The sequence below is a fragment of the Nocardia sp. NPDC050412 genome, from assembly GCF_044458825.1.
In the GTDB taxonomy this organism is placed as follows: Bacteria; Actinomycetota; Actinomycetes; order Mycobacteriales; family Mycobacteriaceae; genus Nocardia.
Genome location: NZ_JBITIJ010000009.1, coordinates 202,384 through 216,685, shown reverse-complemented (window position 1 = coordinate 216,685; position 14,302 = coordinate 202,384). Strand labels below are relative to the sequence as shown.

The 14,302-nt window shown below is 65.2% G+C and carries 14 protein-coding genes; 7 read left to right on the top strand and 7 right to left on the bottom strand.

Annotated elements, in window-relative coordinates:
- Window positions 1–87 precede the first annotated feature (87 nt).
- The 3 genes from ACIBI6_RS25545 (at window position 88) to ACIBI6_RS25535 (ending at window position 2,466) form a co-directional block, all read left to right on the top strand.
- Window positions 88–660: a helix-turn-helix domain-containing protein gene (locus ACIBI6_RS25545; RefSeq protein ID WP_364343096.1), complete on the top strand. Its 573-nt coding sequence runs from the start codon at window positions 88–90 to the stop codon at window positions 658–660.
- Between the two features lie 243 nt (window positions 661–903).
- On the top strand, window positions 904–2,157 hold the full coding sequence (locus tag ACIBI6_RS25540) for an amidohydrolase family protein (protein WP_364342752.1): 1,254 nt from the start codon (window positions 904–906) through the stop codon (window positions 2,155–2,157).
- Between the two features lie 12 nt (window positions 2,158–2,169).
- Complete coding sequence (locus ACIBI6_RS25535; RefSeq protein WP_364342755.1) at window positions 2,170–2,466, top strand: hypothetical protein; 297 nt, start codon at window positions 2,170–2,172, stop codon at window positions 2,464–2,466.
- A 47-nt stretch (window positions 2,467–2,513) separates the two neighbouring features.
- Here the strand turns inward: ACIBI6_RS25535 and ACIBI6_RS25530 are convergent, their stop codons facing one another.
- Both ACIBI6_RS25530 and ACIBI6_RS25525 read right to left on the bottom strand, forming a co-directional pair.
- Entirely contained in the window at window positions 2,514–3,389 is an 876-nt protein-coding gene (locus ACIBI6_RS25530) for an SDR family NAD(P)-dependent oxidoreductase (protein ID WP_396958127.1), read from the bottom strand.
- 21 nt (window positions 3,390–3,410) lie between these two features.
- Window positions 3,411–4,058 carry a TetR/AcrR family transcriptional regulator gene (locus tag ACIBI6_RS25525; RefSeq protein WP_396958126.1) on the bottom strand — a complete coding sequence of 216 codons (648 nt, stop codon included), beginning with the start codon at window positions 4,056–4,058 and terminating at the stop codon, window positions 3,411–3,413.
- Window positions 4,059–4,168: 110 nt separating this feature from the next.
- Between ACIBI6_RS25525 and ACIBI6_RS25520 the strand changes: the two genes are divergently transcribed.
- The gene (locus ACIBI6_RS25520) at window positions 4,169–5,518 is read left to right on the top strand and encodes a hypothetical protein (protein ID WP_396958125.1); all 1,350 of its coding nucleotides are present in this window, start codon (window positions 4,169–4,171) and stop codon (window positions 5,516–5,518) included.
- Entirely contained in the window at window positions 5,515–6,918 is a 1,404-nt protein-coding gene (locus ACIBI6_RS25515) for an acyl-CoA reductase (protein WP_396958124.1), read from the top strand. Before ACIBI6_RS25520 ends, ACIBI6_RS25515 begins: the two co-directional genes overlap by 4 nt.
- Here the strand turns inward: ACIBI6_RS25515 and ACIBI6_RS25510 are convergent.
- The 5 genes from ACIBI6_RS25510 to ACIBI6_RS25490 form a co-directional block, all read right to left on the bottom strand.
- Window positions 6,915–7,331 carry a hypothetical protein gene (locus ACIBI6_RS25510; protein ID WP_396958123.1) on the bottom strand — a complete coding sequence of 139 codons (417 nt, stop codon included), beginning with the start codon at window positions 7,329–7,331 and terminating at the stop codon, window positions 6,915–6,917. The two genes, ACIBI6_RS25515 and ACIBI6_RS25510, sit on opposite strands and share 4 nt — an antisense overlap.
- The gene (locus tag ACIBI6_RS25505; protein ID WP_364342772.1) at window positions 7,328–8,488 is read right to left on the bottom strand and encodes a thiolase C-terminal domain-containing protein; all 1,161 of its coding nucleotides are present in this window, start codon (window positions 8,486–8,488) and stop codon (window positions 7,328–7,330) included. Before ACIBI6_RS25505 ends, ACIBI6_RS25510 begins: the two co-directional genes overlap by 4 nt.
- Window positions 8,485–9,657 carry an OB-fold domain-containing protein gene (locus ACIBI6_RS25500; protein WP_396958122.1) on the bottom strand — a complete coding sequence of 391 codons (1,173 nt, stop codon included), beginning with the start codon at window positions 9,655–9,657 and terminating at the stop codon, window positions 8,485–8,487. Before ACIBI6_RS25500 ends, ACIBI6_RS25505 begins: the two co-directional genes overlap by 4 nt.
- Before the next feature lie 15 nt (window positions 9,658–9,672).
- Entirely contained in the window at window positions 9,673–10,881 is a 1,209-nt protein-coding gene (locus ACIBI6_RS25495) for a CaiB/BaiF CoA transferase family protein (RefSeq protein WP_396958121.1), read from the bottom strand.
- 76 nt (window positions 10,882–10,957) lie between these two features.
- Window positions 10,958–12,439, bottom strand: coding sequence for an aldehyde dehydrogenase family protein (locus tag ACIBI6_RS25490; RefSeq protein ID WP_396958120.1), 1,482 nt, complete (start codon window positions 12,437–12,439; stop codon window positions 10,958–10,960).
- Window positions 12,440–12,659: 220 nt separating this feature from the next.
- Between ACIBI6_RS25490 and ACIBI6_RS25485 the strand changes: the two genes are divergently transcribed.
- Both ACIBI6_RS25485 and ACIBI6_RS25480 read left to right on the top strand, forming a co-directional pair.
- Window positions 12,660–13,367 carry a 3-oxoacyl-ACP reductase FabG gene (locus ACIBI6_RS25485; RefSeq protein ID WP_364342784.1) on the top strand — a complete coding sequence of 236 codons (708 nt, stop codon included), beginning with the start codon at window positions 12,660–12,662 and terminating at the stop codon, window positions 13,365–13,367.
- A gap of 61 nt (window positions 13,368–13,428) precedes the next feature.
- Window positions 13,429–14,289, top strand: a complete 861-nt coding sequence (locus ACIBI6_RS25480) for a mycofactocin-coupled SDR family oxidoreductase (protein WP_364342787.1) — start codon at window positions 13,429–13,431, stop codon at window positions 14,287–14,289.
- Window positions 14,290–14,302: the final 13 nt, after the last annotated feature.

Sequence of the window (14,302 nt, the reverse complement as noted above, 5' to 3'; positions counted from 1 at the left end):
CGTTCGAGCGCGCACGAGTCGACAGCCACCACCACCACCACCCGGTCACGCCGGGTCGGCGCGCAGGATTCGTCCACCCGACTCGCCATCCTGGACGCCACCGCGCGGATCATGCTCGAACAGGGACATGCCGCGGCGACGTCACGGCGGGTCGCCGCGCTGGCCGGGGTCAAACCCGCGCTGGTGCACTACTACTTCCCGACCATGGACGACCTGTTCCTGGCGGTATTCCGCCGCGGGGCGGAGGCCAATCTGGAACGGCAGCGCCAAGCCGTGTTCTCCGAGCAACCACTGCATGCGCTGTGGCAGCTCAGCCGGGAACCGCACGGCACCCGGCTACAGCAGGAATTCATGGCCCTGGCCAACCAGCGCCCGGCCATCCGCACCGAAATCGCCGCCTATATCGAACGTTTCCGCGATATCCAGGTCACCGCGCTGACTTTTATCGCCCGCGCCAACGGGCTCGACCTCACCGCGCTGCCACCGGTGGTGATATCACTGCTGATCGCCAGCATCTCCGGCGTCATCGCGACCGAAAATGCCGTGGGCGTCACGCTCGGCCACGCCGATTTGGTCGCATTCGTCGAGCAGTACCTGGCCAGGTTCGAGGCGACCGCAACCGAATCTGCCGCGACCACAATCGAGGCCGCAGATTCGTGATCCGTGCGTACGCTCAGTCAGAGTTTGAGCACTAGTTCAGCATCCAGCAGGGGCATTACTCGGCTGCGACAGCTCGCCGCCGATATCCCGGTGGGAATTTGTCGACCGCGCCCGCACGCAGGGTGTATGGTCGACCTCATAGCGAGAGTGACATTCTCTGAAATGAAGACTGACCATCTCTCCGCTTGTCGAGATCGGGGTGGAGGCGCACCCCCGGCGTTCCCACGAACAGCGAGGAGTCACGTGAACATCGACGACATGATTCTGGTGAGCATCGACGACCACGTCGTCGAGCCGCTCGATATGTTCGACGGCCGGGTACCGAAGAAGTGGGCCGACCTGGCACCGAAGGTGATCGTCGACGACAAGGGTGTCGACCGGTGGGTCTACCGCGGGAAACCGACGGGGGTCACCGGGCTCAACGCGGTCGTTTCCTGGCCGGCGGAGGAGTGGGGGTACGACCCGGCTGGTTACGCGGAAATGCGGCCCGGTGTCTACGACATCCACGCCCGCGTACGGGATATGAACGCGAACGGCATCCTGGCCTCGATGTGCTTTCCCACCTTCGCCGGATTCAGCGCCGGCCACCTGAGTCACTTCAAGGACGAGATCACCGTCGCGATGATCCAGGCATACAACGACTGGCATCTCGAGGGCTGGTGCGAGGTCTACCCTGGCCGGTTCATCCCGAACGCCATTCTGCCGCTGTGGGATCCGCAACTGGCCGTCGCCGAGATCCGGCGTGTCGCGGCGAAGGGCTTCCACGGGGTCACAATGGCGGAACTACCGCACCTGCAGGGCAGCCCCAGCTATTTCGACGAGGACTTCTGGGGACCGGTCTTCGCGGCGCTGAACGAAACCGGTCTGGTCATGAACCTGCATATCGGCACCGGATTCGGGGCGCTCAAGCTGGCGCCGGACGCGCCGATCGACAATCTGATGTGCCTGGCGCCGACTGTCTCCCAGATCACCGTCCAGGATCTACTGTGGGGTCCCGCGTTTCGCTCCTACCCCAATCTGAAGGTGGCGCTGTCGGAAGGGGGCATCGGCTGGATCCCGTTCTTCCTGGATCGCTCCGATCGCCACTACACCAACCAGAGGTGGCTGCGGCGCGACTTCGGCGGCAAGCTGCCGAGCGAGGTCTTCCGCGAGCACGTCATCGCCTGCTATGTCACCGACCCGACCGCACTCACCTATCGGGACGCGGTCGGTATGGACATAATCGCGTGGGAATGCGACTACCCGCACTCGGACTCGCTGTGGCCCGACGCACCCGAATTCGTGCTGAAGGAATTGAATGCCGCCCACGCCGACGACACCGATATCAACAAGATCACCTGGCAGAACGCCTGCCGGTTCCTGAATTTCGATCCGTTCGAGCACACCCCGAAGGAGCAGGCCACCGTCGGCGCGCTGCGAGCGAAGGCCGCGGGTTGGGATATTTCGACGAAGTCGCGCAAACAATACGCCGAAGCCTATGCCCAGCAGGCACACTGACCGAGGGACGATATGAAGTTGATGGTTTTCTCCCGCCCGCAGCCCGGCCGGGACGAGGAATACAACACCTGGCAGCACGACGTCCACGTCCCCGATATGCTCGCGATCGATGGAGTGAAATCCTGTACGCGCCATCGTTTGCGGACCACCGGGGATCAGCCCGTCGAATATCTGGCCGTCTATGACATCGAGGGCGATATCGACATCGTCATGAAGGAGCTGATCGCCCGCTCCAAGGACGGCCGGATGCGGCTGAGCCCCTCTATCGATCCCGCCAATACTCGGATGACGATCTGGGAGCCGATCTGACCACAGCCGCAAGGCAATCCGTGCTCGTGGCGCAAGCGCATATCTTTTCAGAACCCGAAATCCGCGAGCAGGCGCTCGCTTTCGGTCCAGAGGCGGTCGGCGGTGACATCGTCGAGGGCGACGGTTGCCGGTGTTTCCACCGTCTTCCGGTAGAAGTAGCGCCCACCGTGTCGACCGCCCTCGGGATCGGTTGCCAGCCACACCAGAGTCTCGGCCGGTTCATCCGGTGACACGGTATCGGCGGCGGCCATATGGGCCTGCATCGCCGTATCACCATGTGCGGCAAAGTTACTGGCGACGACGCCCGGGTGCATGGCCTGGGCGATGATGCCGTCGGGGGCCGCTCGACGCGCAAGTTCGCGGGTGAACAGAATATTGGCGAGTTTCGCGCGGCAGTAGGCCGTCGCCGGGTGAAAGTCGTTCAGGCTCTGCGGATCCGCCCAATCGAGGCCCTCGGTCGCACGATGTGCGCTCGACGATACGGCGAGCACGCGCACCGATCCAGGTGGCAGGCCCGCCGCGCTCTTTCGCAGCAGCGGCATCAGTTCCCTGGTGAGCAGGAACGGGGCGAGGTGGTTGGTCGCGAAGGTGGCCTCGGTGCCTTCGGCGGTGACGATCCGCCGATCCCGCACGCCACCCGCGTTGTTGACCAAGACATCCAACCGCGTTGTGCGGCTCGCAATCTCGGTAGCCACACGCGCCACCTCCCTCATCAGGGTGAAGTCGGCGCGCACCATGTCGAATGCGCCGCCGTCGCGCACGGCGGCCATGATCCGCGTTCGTGCGGCTGCACAACGCTGTCGGTCACGACCGACACCGATCACCTGCCAGCCACGTGCCACCAGCTTTTCGGCGGTCGATGCGCCGATGCCGGAACTGGCTCCGGTGACGACCGCGACCGGACGGCCTACCTCGAATGTCAAAGTCGTTGCCTCTCAGTGATTTCAGCGGGGCCGCAGGCCATCCAGCAGGAGCCCGACGGTGAATTGGACCCGCTCCTCGAGCTGTTCGGGAGTGGGTGGGCGACCGGCCACGATGGAGCGCACCTGGCCGCCGACGACCATGCTCATGAAGGCGCGGGCGGCCTGATCGGAGTTGGTCGGTGCGATCGTACCGGCGGCGATCGCGCGGTCCAGGACGCCCGCGACGAAGTCGACGACAGGTCCGGCGCTGAGTTCGTAGTTCGCGACGAAGATCTCCGGAAAGCGATAGCTCTCGGTATTGATAATGCGTTGCAGGCGTAGCCCGTTCGGCGTCATCACCTGATCGATCCGCAGCCGGGCGACCGCGGTCAGCGTCTCGGCCAGATCGCCGTTATCGAAACCCGCGAGCACGTCCGGGGGCACGACCTGTCGCTCGATGGCGCGCCGGACGGCGGCGAGAAAAAGTGATGCCTTATCGGGATACCGGGCGTAGACGGTGCGTTTGGTCATATTCACACGACCGGCGATCGTGTCGATCGTCGCCAGCTCGTAGCCGTACTCCAGGAACAGATCCAGTGCGGTATCGAGCAATTCCTCGTGCCGCGCCTCGGCCTGCGCCCGCGTGGGCCGCCCGGCCGCGCGCCGAATCGGCGGACCGACCTCCGTCATCCCCGCCTCCTCGAAATTGCCGCTTGCGTCATCGTGCCTCCGATCGCTAATAATGATACGCATGAGTTGCCATTTTTCCAGCGGGCAACGTCACCGGGAAGGACTCCCCCGTGAGCTCAGCCATCGAAACTCTGACACGGCTGGCCGATGCCGCCGATCGCTTCGACCACTGCGCCGCCGACCTGCGCGAAACCCAGGTGGCGGCACTCGACGAAAAGCTCCGGCAGCACCGCGACCGGATCAAGCTGCTGGGGCACCGCGCGCGGGAGGCCGGTGTCACCGATATCCGCGACCGCGCGGATATGGTGCAGCTGCTGTTCCCGCACTCGGTCTACAAGAGCTATCCGGAAAGCTTTCTGATCGAGGAGAAGTGGGATCGGCTCGGCAAGTGGCTCGGCACCGTATCGCCCTACCCCATCAGCCCGATCGACACCTCGGACATCGCCGATATCGACGAGTGGATCGCACGGCTGCAGGCCGCGGGGCACTACGTCTCCTGTTCCAGCGGAACGACGGGCAAGTCGGCCATGCTGCTCGCCTCGGGCCGGGATATGGAATGGTCGCGCAAGGATACGGTCAATGTCTTCTCCTGGGGTTCGGGTGTGCGTCCCGCACAGGACCGGCGAATGGTCGGGATCGCCGCCACCGCATCCGTCCCGAAGAACACCGTCATCGCAGCGGCTCAGCAGGCGGCGTTCGGTGATCCGGCCAAAGAGCGTTTCCGCCTGCCGATTCCACCGATCACCGTCGGCTCGCTGACCAAAATGGTGGTGCTGCGCAAGAAGATCGCCGACGGCACCGCCCGGCCGGAGGAACTGGCCGATTTCGACCGGACCTCTCGTGAGCGGCAGGAGGCGCTCGACAAAGCGATGATTGCCGGGGCCGAGGCGCTCGTGCGTTATCGCGCGGACAAGCTCTACATCTCGGGCATGTGGAATGCGCTGTATCAGGTGGCGGTGATCGTCCGGGATTTGGGCTACTCCGCCGCGGACTTCCACCCCGACAACTGCCTCTACGTCGGCGGTGGGCTCAAGCGCGCGCAATTGCCGCCGGACTACCAGCAATTCGTCCATCAGACCTTCAATATTCCGGCCGACCGAGACTTCCAGAACTATTCGATGCAAGAACTGAATTCCGGAATGCCCAAGTGCCGCAGGGGCGATCGGTATCACATACCACCATGGATCGTGCCGTTCATCCTCGACGAAGACGGTGCGACCCTGTTGCCGCACGAATCCGGCGAAATCGAAGGCCGCGCCGCATTTTTCGACCTCTCGCTGGACGGACGCTGGGGTGGAATCATCACCGGCGACAAGATCGCACTCGATGTCGACCCCTGTGCCTGTGGCAACAAGGGGCCGTCGATCCGCAATGACATCGTTCGATACGCCGATATCAAGGGCGACGACAAGATCGGCTGCGCCGGAACCGTCGACGCGTACGTGCGGGGGCTGTCTTGACCACCACAGACACCGTGGTAGCCGCCCCGTTCTTCCTGCGCGGCGAATTACTCGAGGGCGAGGACGTCACGCACCGCTCGCGCGATCTGGGCGTCACCTTCACGACACCGCGCATACCCATGGACCGTGCGGTGCATCCGCGCAGCGCGGTGCCGCCGCTGCTGAATGTTCCACTCGCGGACATCATCGATTTCCTCGTCGAGACCGGTCGACGACTGCGCGCCCCCGAAAACCCCTTCGTGCGCGACTGTATCGACCGGATGTCGGCCACCCATGTGCTGCCACGCACCGTGCTGCGGGCGCAGGTCATCGGTGCGGCAGGATATCTCGACAAGCGGCTGCTGGAGACCGTGGTCGAACAGAATTTTCCGGACCCGCGGGCGTTGGACGAGTGGATTCCCAAGCACGACTTCACCGGTCGCCAGAGTTTCGTGCGGGCGTTCGCACCCCGACTGATCCATGTGCTGCCCGGCAACTCCCCCGGCGTCGCGGTGAAATCTATTGCCCACGGCGCGCTTGTCAAGGCGGTCAATCTGTTCAAGATGTCCTCGAGCGATCCGTTCACCACGGTGGCGATCCTGCGGACCATGGCCGATATCGATCCCGACCATGCCATTGTGCGGTCGATGTCCGCGCTCTATTGGCGCGGCGGCGACGATGCGGTGGAACGGGTGCTGTACCGGCCGCAGTATTTCGACAAGATCGTCGCCTGGGGTGGCGGCGACGCGATCGATAACGTGATCAAATACCTCGGGCCGGGCTTCCAATTGGTGTCCTTCGATCCGAAGACGTCGATCTCGATGGTCGGCCTGGAGGCCTTCGCCTCGGACGAGGCGCTCGACCGCGCAGCCGAACTCGCCGCCGCCGATGTGATGGTGCTCAACCAGGAGGCTTGTGTCGCAAGCCGTTTCGTCTATGTCGAGGCCGATCAGGCCGACGCCGACCGCTTCTGCGCACGGCTGCACGCCCGCATCGTCGACCGGGCGGCCGGAACGGGCGACACCCGACCGCTCGATATCGACCTGCGTGAGCAGATCGACACCCTGACGATGCTCGACGATGAGTTCCGGGTCTGGGGCCGCACCGACGGCAAAGGACTGGTAATCCGTTCCGATGAACCGGTGGACTTCCATCCGATCAACAAGACCGCCAACGTGGTTCGCGTGGACAGCCTCGATGCGGCGATGAGATACGTCAATGTGGCGACGCAGACGGTCGGCTTCTTTCCCTTCGATCGGATGGCCGACTACCGCGACCGGCTGGCCAGCGGCGGCGCGCAGCGCATCGTCCGCCTCGGCGAAGCCGGACCGAGCACGATCGGCAACCCACACGACGCCATGTATCCGCTGCACCGTTTCGTGCACTGGATGGCGCACGAAGACGGAGTCGCGCCGGACTAGCTGGCCCGACCTTTCTTTGCCGCGAGGTCGTGGTCGGCATCGGGCAGCCGCACCGCGACCCGCACCTGGAGCGTCAGCGAGCGTGTCGGCAGCGCCATGACCGCGCCCAGTGCCGCGGCCCGCCGCACCGCGACGGCGTGCGCGCCGACCGGCCCCCACCACCAACTCCAGCCGCAGCCGTGCACTGCGAGAATGCGGGCGGTGCTGGTGAAGTCCACCGCCTCGAGTCCGACGGCGTCGACGAACAGCCCGCTCAGCGCAATGGATCCGAACAGCGTCGACGGCGAGACCCCGTCACAGACCACGTGCACAGTCCCCGCCGGGCCGACACACCGCGCTGCCCAGTCCAATACGGCACGACGACTTTTCGCGCTGCCCGAAACCAGTGCGACGGCGTTCGACCCCGCCGTCAAGCGCCGGGTCCTTCCAGGATCGTCACCGCCGACACCGCTGTCGGCCCGCCTAGGTTGTGCGCCAAGCCGATACGCGCTCCATCGACCTGATTGACCGCAGTGCCGCGCAACTGCTCGAACAACTCGACGCATTGGGCAACGCCGGTCGCCCCCGGCGGATGCCCCTTTGCTTTCAGGCCGCCGCTCGGATTCACCGGCAGCGCGCCGCCGACCTCGGTGACCCCACTCTCGATCAGTTTCGCGGCCCCGAATCGCTCGGCGAAGCCGAGGTCCTCGTAGCTGATAAGTTCGATACCGGTGAAGAAGTCGTGCACCTCGGCGACATCGACATCGGCGGGCGTCAGGCCCGCCATCGCGAAGGCCGCCTTGGCGGCTCGCACGCTGGCCGGGAAGGTCGTCATATCCTGTTTGTGCTGGTGCATCACCGAATCCAGGCCGAGGCCGACGCCGCGGATCCACACCGGGCGATCGGTGTAGCGGTCGACCACATCCGCCGCGGCGAGCACAAGCGCCGCCGCACCATCGCTTTGCGGTGCACAATCGTAGAGCCCGAACGGTCCGGCCACGATCGGCGCCGCCAACGCCTGTTCCATGCTGATCTCGAAACGTAAGCGGGCCTTGGGATTACGCACACCGTGCCGATGGTTCTTCACCGCGACCATGGCCAAATGTTCTCTGGTCGCGGGCGATTCGTGCAGATATCGGGCCACGTGCAGCGCGAATCCGACGGGCGCGATCAGGCCGAGTGGGTAGTCCCAGGCCATATCGCGCGCCATTGCCTCCCATTCCCACAGCATGTCCTTCTGCGCTGTCTCACGCAATTTGTCCGCACCGACCACCAAGGCCACGTCGAACGCACCGGAGGCGATGCCGAACAGGGCGTTGCGCACCGCGTCATTGCCTGTCGCACAGGAGTTTTCGACGCGGGTCACGGGCAGATCCGGGAGGCCGAGCGCATCAGCGACAATCCCGGCAGGGAAGCCGTCGGTATTCCCCATCGCACCGAACCAGGCCGCCTGCAGATCGGAGGTGGCCAAGCCCTTATCGATGCTGGCGGCACATTCGGCGAAGGCCATCGGCACCAGATCCTTGACGCCGAGTGCGAAATGTTCGGCGAAGGGTGTCATACCCGCGCCGACAATGGCCACTTCCCTCATAGCACGACCTCCGGTTCGAATGCGTAGCCATAGTCGGGCACCCCCGAGCGCACCGCGACCCTGCGCAGCACCATGCGGCCGCGGTCCCCGATCGCCACGGTGCCCGGGTCGGCGCCGGTCACCTTCGCCAGCGCCCGCACCCCGACGTCATCGAGTTCGACAATCACCAGCGTGTACGGACTCTTCAGACCCGGCACCGGCAATGCGACGGTGGCCTCGGTGTACACGCTGCCGGTGCGTGGCAGTGGCACCAGGGTGTAATCGGTGCTCAGACCGCCGTCCGCGGCGACCCGATAGCGCGGTGGGAAGTCCAGATCGTCACTGCCGGAGTGCTTTCCGGCCTCCCATCGCACCTTCGCCTCGAATGCGCGCTCGTAGGCGGCCAGCGAGATCGGAATCTCGGATCCGGGCCACAGGTCGCCTTCGGGCAGCATCCTGGCCGTCGACTCGCGCCGGTGCAGCACGGCCGTACCAGCGGCCACCGTGATGCCGGACAGACTGGCCTGCTCCACTCCCACCAGCAAACCGGTGCTACTCCATTCGGCCATGGCCGCCAACGCGAACAGCCCGGCGCTGGCGCCCACCGTCGGCAGCGACGGCGGATTGCCGAGACACAGTGCGGCCGCCTGTTTATCCTCGACCCCGGCCACCGCTACCGGCGTATCGAGCCAAGCCGCCGCCAACGAGGCCAACAGGCCACGCGTGTGCAGCAGTCGCGGATCGCCGTAATCGTGCACGGCTCCAACAGCGTTGCGAGTGCGCACCGGCAGACTGCGCGCCACCCTGGCGGCGGTGCGTACCTGTAGGCCGCGATCGGAGATCAACGCCGCGGCCGCGCCCGCGGGCTCGGTATCCACCCCGATGATCAGCGTGCGCGGCCGGGCGGAACTGAGCGAGTCGAGGGTGGCGGGCGCGCCGCCGAGCCGCTCGATCACCTCCAGTTCCGGATCCAAACCCAGCCCTGCCAGCAGGACCGCGGCATTACTGCTTTCCACCAGCGGCAGATCGCGACTGACCACGACCACCCGTTCCACCGGACCGGCATCGTATAGCGCGGCCCGACCGGCCTCCACGGCCAGGGTGATCGCGTCCTCGTCGTCACCGAGCACCCGGTGGCGCTGGGCGCCCCAGCACGGCAGGTAGGTCCCTATCGAAGCGATGTATGTCATGGGTACTCCAACGAATTACGTGATCGCACCCGCGGTTTTGAGCGCGATGATGCGGTCCCAGTCCAGGCCGAGTTCGAGCAGGACCTCATCGGTCTGTGCGGCGAACTCCGGGCCGGGACGCAGCTCGGGTGCGGTCAGATCGAACTGCACCGGACTCGAAACCAGCTGCAGCTCACCGGCTTTGCGGACATATTCGTTCGCCTGCACCTGCGGATCGTCGACGGCCTGGAGTGCGTCCTGCACCGGAGCCCAAGGACCGGACAGGGTCGCGAAACGCTCGGTCCACTCCGCGAGTGTGCGGGTGGCGAATACCTCGCGCAGGATCTCCACGGCCACAGCGGTATTGGTCGCGATAGCCGCGGCATCGGCGAAGCGCGGATCCTCGGCGAGATCCGGACGATCGATATGTCGACATACGTCGGCCCAGAATTTGCCGGGCTGCAACATGACCAGCGACAGATACCGACCGTCCTTGGTTGCGTACAACCCCGACAGCGGATTCGACGGCGAACCGTGTGATCCGGTCGGAAACGCCCGCAGCGGCTCACCCATATACGCCGAGAGCGCGATGGTGTGGCCCATCGACCACAGCCCGCTGCTCAGCAGTGACACATCCACGATCGATGGCTCACCTGTGCGTTCCCGCTTCAGCAGCGCCGCGGCGATACCACCGGCCAGATTGGTTCCCGAGATGGTGTCGCCGAACGCGGGTCCGGGCGGGGGAATAAGTCCGTCGATATCGGGCGGAGTGATGGTTGCGGCGACAGTGCCACGGCACCAGTAGGCGGTCATGTCATAGCCGCCCTTGTCGGCCTCCGCGCCGCGCGGGCCGAGACCGCTGCCGCGGGCGTAGATGATCGCCGGGTTCACCGCGCGAATGTCGTCGACATCGATGCCGAACTTGCTTCGGTGCTGCGGCAGAAAGCTGGTGAGGAATACGTCCGCGGTCTTGGCCAGGTCGTGGATTACTGCCCGGCCTTCCGGCACCGACATATCGATCCCGATACTGCGCTTGCCCCGATTGGCATGTTCCACATTGGGATTGGGTTCGCCCTCGACCTTGAAGGTGGCGATCTGGCGTAGCCCGCGCTGCGGGTCACCGGTGACCGCGTGCTCGACCTTGATCACGTCCGCACCCCAGTCGGAGAGCACGGCGCCCGCGGAGGGCACGAACCCGTACATCGCGACCTCGAGGACGCGGATCCCGTCGAGTGGCCCGCTCATGCCGCCGCCTCGCTAGCGCTCGGCGGCGTCACGAGCGGTCGCCCGGCTGTGTTGATTGTTCGCTCGCTGCGCTCGCTCATCGCGCCACCGCCGCGAAGGTCTTGGTCTCCAGGAATTCCGTCAACCCGTCGACTCCCATCTCCCGGCCGATACCGGACTGCTTATAGCCGCCGAAGGGTGCGTCGGCGGCGAAGTAGTTGCCGCCGTTGATGCTCATGGTGCCGGTGCGGATGCGCCGCGCCACCGCCAGCGCCCGCTGCTCGTCGGCGCTGAAGACGCCGCCGGACAGGCCGTAGATGGAGTTGTTCGCGATCCGTACGGCATCGTCGTCATCCTCGTACGGGATCACTGCGAGCACCGGCCCGAAGACTTCCTCCTGGGCGATTTCGCTGTCCGGATCGACGCCGGCCAGCAGCGTCGGCTGATAGAAGAAGCCCGGGTCGACCTTCTCGCCACCGCTGACCAATTTCGCACCCGCCGCCACCGCACGCTGCACCAGACCGTCGACCTTGTCCCGCTGACGTTCGCTGATCAATGGGCCCATATAGGTTTTCGGATCGCTCGGATCGCCGTAACGGACATGCGCGAAGTTCTGCGCGACCATCTCGACGATCGCGTCGTGGTCCTTGCTCGGCACCAGCAGCCGGGATGTCAGCGCGCAGCCCTGGCCCGCGTGGCTGACAATGCTGAACGCCGCGAACTGCGCGGCCGTCCGGTAGTCGGCATCGTCGAGCAGGATCGCCGCCGACTTCCCGCCGAGCTCCAGGAATACCCGCTTCAGCGTCGCACTTGCCGCGGCCATGATCTTGCGTCCCACCGGCGTAGAACCGGTGAAGGTGACCACGTCGACATCGGGATGGGTCGTCATCCGTTCGCCGACAGCAACATCCGAGGAGGTGAGCACATTGACCACACCCGCGGGAATGTCGGTGTGGCGGGCGATGATCTCGCCGAGCGCGAGGGTGGCCAGCGGCGTATCCGGTGCGCCCTTGAGCACCACCGTGCATCCGGCCGCGAGCGCGGGCGCGAGTTTGGCCAATGCGAGCTGGTGCGGATAGTTGTAGGCCGCGATCGCTGCCACCACACCGGCGGCCTCCTTCTCGACCCAGCGCCGATGGCGCTGACCGCGGAATTCGACGTCGTCGAGTTCCTCGGTGAAGGTGAACTTCGGCAGCAATTCGGCGTAGTAGCGGACGATCTCGAAGGGGATTTCGAGCTGGTTACCGTGCGTGAGCTGCCTCGTCGCGCCGACCTCCGCGATCGTCAGCGCCCGGAGTTCTTCGACGTTATCGCGAAACGCCTGGTAGAGCTGTTCGAGGCAGTGCGCGCGGAAGGCGGCGTCGGTGGCCCAGGTCGTGGTGTCGAAGGCCCGGCGGGCCGCGGCGATGGCCGCGTCGGTCTCGGTAAGGCCCGCCTCCGGCGCGTAGCCGTACACCTCGCCGGTCGCCGGATTGAGCGAGGCGAGGGTGCGCCCGGTCTCGATCAACTGTCCGTCGACGAGCAGCCGCCGAGCCGGAACCTGCTCCGGCCGGGCGGCCACTTGTTCTTGCACTGACATCCGGTCTCCTCGACAGCAAATGGAAACTTCATTCTCGCTATTGGAGAATCATACGTTCAACGCTTGCGCGACTGTAGCAACATTCCGAAATGGGCAACACCCCGTTGCGCGCGGATGACCATCAGCCCTCACATGCCGATTCCCGGCAGCACCCGGGAAGTCTTGCGCATACGATCAGCGCGAGAGTACGGTTCTCAACATTCGGAAGGGAGATTCTTGCGTGAAAACCGCTGTGGTCACCGGAGGCGCCTCGGGCATCGGCCTCGGGATTGTCGAGCGTCTGCGCGCTGACGGCCTGCACGTCGCCACCCTCGACCTGAACCCGGCCGCCGAGGAAGATTTCGCCTATCAAGCCGATGTGACGAAACCGGACGAGATCGCCGCGGCGTTGACCGATGTGCGCGCCGAGCTGGGTCCGATCACCGTGCTGGTCAATGCCGCCGGAATCGAGAAGTACCGCCGCTTCCAGAACCTCACCTTCGAGGAGTGGCAGCACATCATCGACGTCAACCTGCACGGCGTCTTCCACACTGTCCAGGCCGTACTGCCGGATATGACGGCCGCGAACTGGGGTCGCATCGTCAATATCTCCTCCTCGAGCACCCACTCCGGCCAGCCGTTCATGGCGGCGTACGTGGCGGCCAAATCCGGACTCAACGGCCTCACCAAATCGCTTGCCCTGGAACTGGGTCCGTACGGAATCACCGTCAACGCGGTCCCGCCGGGCTTTATCGACACCCCCATGCTGCGCCGATCCGAGGAGAAGCAGCTGCTCGGCGGAACCATCGAGGAGCACATCCAACGCACCCCGGTGCGCCGGGTCGGGCGACCCGCCGATATCGCCGCCGCGTGCTCGTTCCTGATCTCCGAGGACGCGGGCTACATCACCGGGCAGATCCTCGGCGTCAACGGCGGCCGTAATACCTGAACCCGTCCGTGCCCGGCACGGGTGGCGCAGCCCAGAAATAGTAGGACCGAAAGGAAGACCCGTGGGACGTGTGCAGGGCAAAGTCGCCTTCGTCACCGGAGCCGCGCGAGGCCAGGGCCGCAGCCACGCGGTAAAACTTGCCGAGGAGGGTGCCGACATCATCGCGGTCGATATCTGCCGTGATATCGAGAGCATCCAGTACTCGCTATCGCGCCCGGAGGATCTGCAGGAGACGACCCGCCTCGTCGAGAAGACCGGACGGCGCATCATCGCCGAACAGGCCGACGTGCGCGACCGACCGCAACTCGCCGCGGTAATCGAGCGCGGTATCGCCGAATTCGGCCATCTCGACATCGTGGTGGCGCAAGCCGGTATCGCCGGTATGAAGGGCGAGCCGCAATGGCAGGCCTGGTCCGATGTCATCGATACCAACCTGATCGGCGTAATCAATGCCGTACAGGCGGCGCTGCCGCATCTCGGCGCAGGCGCATCGATCATCGCCACCGGTTCGACCGCGGCACTGATGGACTTTTCGAAGGTCGATCAGCCGGGCAAGGATCCCGGTGGTGTCGCCTATATGGTTGCCAAACGCCTTCTGTCGCAATACATCCACGAGATAGCCACCCACTTGGCGGCAAGCAGTATTCGGGCCAATGTCGTGCACCCGACCAATTGCGACACCCCCATGCTGCACAGCGAGCCGATGTACCGGTCGTTCCGCCCGGATCTCGAACATCCCACCCGTGCCGACGCCGAACCCGCCTTCTTCGTGCAGCAGGCCATGCCGGTCCCCTATGTCGAGCCGGAGGAGATCAGCAACGCGGTGTTGTTCCTGGCCTCCGACGAGTCCCGTTTCATCACCGGTACCCAGCTGCGCGTCGATGCCGGCGGCTATCTGAAGTGGTACGACTACCGCGTCTGAAGGGAAGAAATAC

Coding starts and splice junctions, on each gene's coding strand:
- ACIBI6_RS25535 (WP_364342755.1), top strand. CDS start 2,170: ATGAAGTTGATGGTTTTCTCCCGCCCGCAGCCCGGCCGGGACGAGGAA.
- ACIBI6_RS25525 (WP_396958126.1), bottom strand. CDS start 4,058: ATGACGGAGGTCGGTCCGCCGATTCGGCGCGCGGCCGGGCGGCCCACG.
- ACIBI6_RS25505 (WP_364342772.1), bottom strand. CDS start 8,488: ATGAGGGAAGTGGCCATTGTCGGCGCGGGTATGACACCCTTCGCCGAA.
- ACIBI6_RS25500 (WP_396958122.1), bottom strand. CDS start 9,657: ATGACATACATCGCTTCGATAGGGACCTACCTGCCGTGCTGGGGCGCC.
- ACIBI6_RS25495 (WP_396958121.1), bottom strand. CDS start 10,881: ATGAGCGGGCCACTCGACGGGATCCGCGTCCTCGAGGTCGCGATGTAC.
- ACIBI6_RS25490 (WP_396958120.1), bottom strand. CDS start 12,439: ATGTCAGTGCAAGAACAAGTGGCCGCCCGGCCGGAGCAGGTTCCGGCT.